Raw genomic sequence first — 2,381 nt, forward strand, 5'->3', positions numbered from 1 at the left:
CAAAGCAGTGATACAGGTTCTTAGCCGGCGATATCACCATTGAGGGCGTTTTCTCGTGATGGAACGGACAGCGCAGCACATAATCCTCACCGCGTTTTTTCATCGCACGGCCTTGCTTACGCGCCAGCCCCAGCAACGAGACGGTTTGCTTTAAGCGGGCTAAATCGGTATCGGGAACGCGGGTCATTGCCTTTACTCCTGTAAAATGCGTCAAGATTCATATTGATAATATATATAGTCCCTGATATGATACTTTGAGTCAAGCGGTAAAAACGGGAGGGGTATAGTGACGCCAGTTACAGCAACTTTGGAATTTCCTATGAGCTTTTCTGATAAATTGGCTGCCTCCCGTAAAGAGCTTGGTTTCACGCAACAACAGATGGCTGACAAGATTGGTATGCACGTTTCACAGTACAAGCGCTATGAAGCCGGGACATCCCAGCCGACGATTGATGTGTTTCGGCGGATTGCATTAGCGTTGAATGTCAGTGCCGATATGCTTCTTTTTGATCCCAATGAACGCGGACCCGATGACCGGCTAAAGCTCCAGTTCGAAGCGGTCTCACAGTTGGATGAGAAAGAGCGGGAAGCGATTGAGACAGTGATTAGCAGTATGCTGCATATGCATGATGCTAAACGTTGGACGGTAAAACGTTAGGCGCTCAAGAAGAGATAATACTTACGCGGTGTTGAGATGCTGAGAACATCCCAGCACCGCTAACCACAACCCACTATCAGAGGTAGTTAGCTATGGCTGAACACGATTGTAATGTAAATTCAGGCAGTTCGAAAGCCCGACGCCACTATAAAGTCGGCTATATCAGCCGATGTCACGCCGACCGCCACACTGGCATGACCCGTTATTACAGCCAGCATCCCAGCCTGCACCTTAAAGGCAACTGGCTGGAAGAAGCGGGCTTTGCGACCGGACTGCCGGTGCAGGTCAGTGTTGAGCACGGGCAGTTGATTATCCGGCTTGTTGAGAACAGCTGACGGTTAAAAGCAGGAAGCTCCCGGCCACTTCAACTGACCGGGACGCCTGATTAACAAAAATCCTGTTCTATATTACCTTCCGCTTTTAGGATTGCCAAAAAGCGTTGATAAGCAGTTTCATCTAATTCAAGTAGATCATCCAGCAACCGTTCTTCTATTAATGCCCAATGATGAACACTTTTAGCATCATCATTTGAGAAAAAAACAGTTTTAAAACCTATTGTTGTATCGATAACTGAGACTTCATTAGACTTATATGCCTGTAAACCTCCATAATTTGGCGGTAACCCATAAAAATATGTTTCATCACCAAACCAATATATGGCAAAAACATCAACAATAGAGCCATCTGATTCTTGTATTTTCATTTAACATTATCCTTTATTGAATCTATTACCTTTTTAGGATCCTGTTGGATTCTCTGAGGAGTAGTAATTTTCATGTCATAGGCTTTACCAGTATTTGAGTTGTACTGGTAATGGATAGTTATTGTTTGTCCATTAGGGAGCCTATGTTTTGCTTCCATTTTTTGAAAACCAGCCGCTGTAGGAAAACGGGGATCTTTATTCATACCTAACAATTTACTTCCCTGTGACGGATTTGATTCAACCTGTTTCCAGAAAGTTTGCTCATTTAGATCCCTTGGCGCAGCAACTTGTTGTCCTGGTTTCGCGGTAGATATCTTTTCAGCATTTTTGATAAGCTGTTGATGATAAACAGTATTAGCCGATTTATCACCCAGATTCGTTGTGCCTTGACTGTTTTTCCCAATCTTTTCCAGCGCCGCTTTCTCTGTATTAACAACCGCGCCTGTGCTTCCTTTTGTTGTTGGCGATGATTTCGGCCCTTTGCTGCCCTCAACAATAACAGGCAGCGTCATCGCCATCGCAGCGGCAGTCTCCTGACTCATGCCCATCGCTTCAAAGCGTTTTGTCCAGCCGAGCTCGCCTACCTTGCCGGTTGCCGCCTGACCTAACGTATTCACCGCCGACAGGTAATTTCTGAACTCAACCGGCAATGTGCCGTCCCGGTCCATATTTTTGAGGGTGCGTTCAAACACCGGCCACTGATCAACCAGATAACCATACTTCTGCGCACACTGGTTCGGGTTGCTGTTGCAGAAGTCCATCATTTCCTGCTGATTACGGACATTGGTCTCCACCATATCCTTGATCACCTGCTGACAGCTTTCCCCTTCACAGGTGCGGGCTTGGTGCGCAAAACTGTCCAGCTCATTCACACTCAGATAGTTATTCTCAATAACAATGCATTCCATTGCAAAGTTGACCGCCAGACGCCGATTTTCCCAATGTCCTCAGTCAGTTACAACCCGTTTTTTCCAATGTGCGTTCACCGCCGAACCCAAAACCCCCTGGCGCGTTTTTCGC

Annotated in this window: 5 protein-coding genes; 2 read left to right on the forward strand and 3 right to left on the reverse strand. The window is 46.4% G+C overall.

The window, feature by feature from the left end; translation table 11 throughout:
- The coding region (locus EAE93_RS23700) for a CHC2 zinc finger domain-containing protein (protein ID WP_214039610.1) at nt 1-187 on the reverse strand (187 nt) is incomplete at its 3' end.
- A 132-nt stretch (nt 188-319) separates the two neighbouring features.
- Here EAE93_RS23700 and EAE93_RS23705 point away from each other — a divergent pair.
- Both EAE93_RS23705 and EAE93_RS23710 read left to right on the forward strand, forming a co-directional pair.
- Nucleotides 320-658 (forward strand): helix-turn-helix domain-containing protein, encoded by a 339-nt coding sequence (locus EAE93_RS23705; protein ID WP_011145463.1) that lies wholly within the window; start codon nt 320-322, stop codon nt 656-658.
- A 92-nt stretch (nt 659-750) separates the two neighbouring features.
- Nucleotides 751-993 carry a SymE family type I addiction module toxin gene (locus EAE93_RS23710; RefSeq protein ID WP_214040708.1) on the forward strand — a complete coding sequence of 81 codons (243 nt, stop codon included), beginning with the start codon at nt 751-753 and terminating at the stop codon, nt 991-993.
- Between the two features lie 50 nt (nt 994-1,043).
- Here the strand turns inward: EAE93_RS23710 and EAE93_RS23715 are convergent, their stop codons facing one another.
- Together EAE93_RS23715 and EAE93_RS23720 are read right to left on the reverse strand one after the other, a co-directional pair.
- Nucleotides 1,044-1,361: a hypothetical protein gene (locus EAE93_RS23715; protein WP_040150624.1), complete on the reverse strand. Its 318-nt coding sequence runs from the start codon at nt 1,359-1,361 to the stop codon at nt 1,044-1,046.
- Complete coding sequence (locus tag EAE93_RS23720; protein WP_214040709.1) at nt 1,358-2,269, reverse strand: hypothetical protein; 912 nt, start codon at nt 2,267-2,269, stop codon at nt 1,358-1,360. Before EAE93_RS23720 ends, EAE93_RS23715 begins: the two co-directional genes overlap by 4 nt.
- Nucleotides 2,270-2,381: the final 112 nt, after the last annotated feature.

Source organism: Photorhabdus akhurstii, from assembly GCF_018448925.1.
In the GTDB taxonomy this organism is placed as follows: Bacteria; Pseudomonadota; Gammaproteobacteria; order Enterobacterales; family Enterobacteriaceae; genus Photorhabdus; species Photorhabdus akhurstii.